This is a genomic window from Inquilinus sp., from assembly GCF_057815775.1.
The window spans coordinates 1-2,048 of the sequence record NZ_JBYRFX010000977.1 but is presented as its reverse complement, the minus strand read 5'-3'; the positions used below and the strand labels follow the sequence as shown (position 1 = coordinate 2,048).

The 2,048-nt window shown below is 68.7% G+C and carries 3 protein-coding genes; all 3 read left to right on the top strand.

Annotation, left to right across the window (positions count from 1 at the left end; all coding sequences use genetic code 11):
- Window positions 1–11 precede the first annotated feature (11 nt).
- On the top strand, window positions 12–119 hold the full coding sequence (locus tag AC3XYG_RS35015; RefSeq protein WP_489144514.1) for an NIPSNAP family protein: 108 nt from the start codon (window positions 12–14) through the stop codon (window positions 117–119).
- A 169-nt stretch (window positions 120–288) separates the two neighbouring features.
- On the top strand, window positions 289–1,479 hold the full coding sequence (locus AC3XYG_RS35010; protein WP_489144513.1) for a quaternary amine ABC transporter ATP-binding protein: 1,191 nt from the start codon (window positions 289–291) through the stop codon (window positions 1,477–1,479).
- 15 nt (window positions 1,480–1,494) lie between these two features.
- On the top strand, window positions 1,495–2,048 hold a 554-nt coding region (locus AC3XYG_RS35005; protein ID WP_489144512.1), incomplete at its 3' end, for an ABC transporter permease subunit.

The window sequence follows — 2,048 nt, the reverse complement described above, 5'->3', positions numbered from 1 at the left end:
GGCGCCGGCGCCTGGCCGCCGACCCGGCCTGGCAGGCCTTCCTGGTCAAGCTGACCGAGACGCTGGACACGCTGGAGAACCGCATCCTGGTGCCGACCGATTTCTCGCCGCTGCGGTAGGGGAGGGAGGCATCGCGGGTTTGCTACTCTTCATAGGAGGGCCGGGGCGCTGTTTCCCCCGCATCGCGGGAAGACGCATCGCCGGATTCCGGCCCCAATATCCCAGGGCCAAAGAACGGCGGCCGGCGCGACTGCCGCGACTGGCCGCCCCGAAAACAGGGTGGTGACGGTGACGGATCGAATTCGGGTCGAGCACCTCTACAAGGTCTTTTCCGACGTGCCGAAGGTCGCGTTGCAGCGGCTGGCCGCCGGCGCGACCAAGGAGCAGGTCCAGGCCGAGACCGGCCAGGTGGTGGGGCTGAACAACGTCTCGCTGTCGATTCCGGCCGGGGCGATCTACATGATCATGGGCCTGTCCGGCTCCGGCAAATCCACCCTGGCGCGCTGCATCAACCGGCTGATCGAACCCACCGCCGGGCGCATCCTGCTGGATGGCGACGACGTGGTCGCGGCCGACGCCGCCCATCTGCGCGACATCCGCCGGACCCGGGTGTCGATGGTGTTCCAGCATTTCGCCCTGCTGCCGAACAAGACCGTGTTCGAGAATGTCGAATTCGGCCTCAAGCTGCGCGGCATCTCCGCCCGCGAGCGGCGGAAGAAGGCGGAAGAGATCCTGGCCGTGGTCGGCCTGGCGCGCTGGGGCCACCATCTGCCGAGTTCGCTCAGCGGCGGCATGCGCCAGCGGGTCGGCCTGGCCCGGGCCCTGGCCACCGATGCCGACGTGCTGATCATGGACGAGGCGTTCAGCGCCCTCGACCCGCTGATCCGGACCGAGATGCAGGACGAGTTGCTGCGGCTGCAGCGCACGCTGCACAAGACCATCCTGTTCATCACCCACGATTTCCAGGAAGCGCTCAAGCTGGGCACCCGCATCGCCATCATGGCCGACGGCGCCGTGGTGCGCGAGGGCACGCCGCAGGAGATCGTGACCGTGCCGGGCAGCGACTATGTCGCCGCCTTCACCCGCGAAGTCGACCGGTCGCGCCTGTTCGACGCCCGCTCGGTGATGGTTGATGCCACCCCGATCGTCGTCCGCGCCGACGGCACGGCCGACCACCCCGCCCCGGGCCATGCCGGCCGGTCCTTCGTGGTCGACGATGCCGGCCGGCTGATCGGCACCATCGCCGAGGCCGACCTGCCGCGGCTGCAGCAGGGCATCAGCGCACGGTCGCTGGCCGCCCCGGGCTGCGCCACCGTGCCGGGCCATGCCCGGCTGGCCGACATCGCCGGTGCCTGCAGCACGGGCCAGCCCGTCGCCGTCATCGACGATGCCGGCCGGTTGCTCGGCTGCGTCGAACCCGCCCAGATCCTCGCCCGCATCGCGGCCCCGGCCGCGAGTGCTCCTCCTGCCCCCCCCTGACAGCGGACGGCCCTCATGTTCGATGTGGACGATCTCTACGTCCTGCCGGTCGACAAATGGATCCAGGCAGGCGTGCAATGGATGTCGCAGAATCTGCGGCCCTTTTTCCAGACCATCAAATGGCCGGTGGAACATCTGCTGGGCGTGATCGAACAAGCGCTGCAGGGTATCCCGTTCCCGGTCTTCGTCCTGCTGGCGGGGCTGATCGCCTGGCGGCTGGCCAGTCGCGGCGTCGCCCTGTTCACGGTCGTGTCCCTTGTGGTCATCGCCTTCACCGGCGTGTGGACCGAGGCGATCACGACCCTGGCGCTGATCACCACCGCGATCGTGATCTGCGTCTGCATCAGCGTGCCGATCGGCATCCTGTGCGCCCGCAGCGATGCGGTGTGGCGCATCGTCCGCCCGGTGCTGGACGTGATGCAGACCACGCCGACCTTCTTCTACCTCGTGCCGATCGTCATGATGTTCGGCGTCGGCACCGTGCCGGGCGAGGTGGCGGTGATCATGGCCGCGGCGCCGCCGCTGATCCGCTTCACCAATCTCGGCATCCGTATGGTCGACAAGGAGAT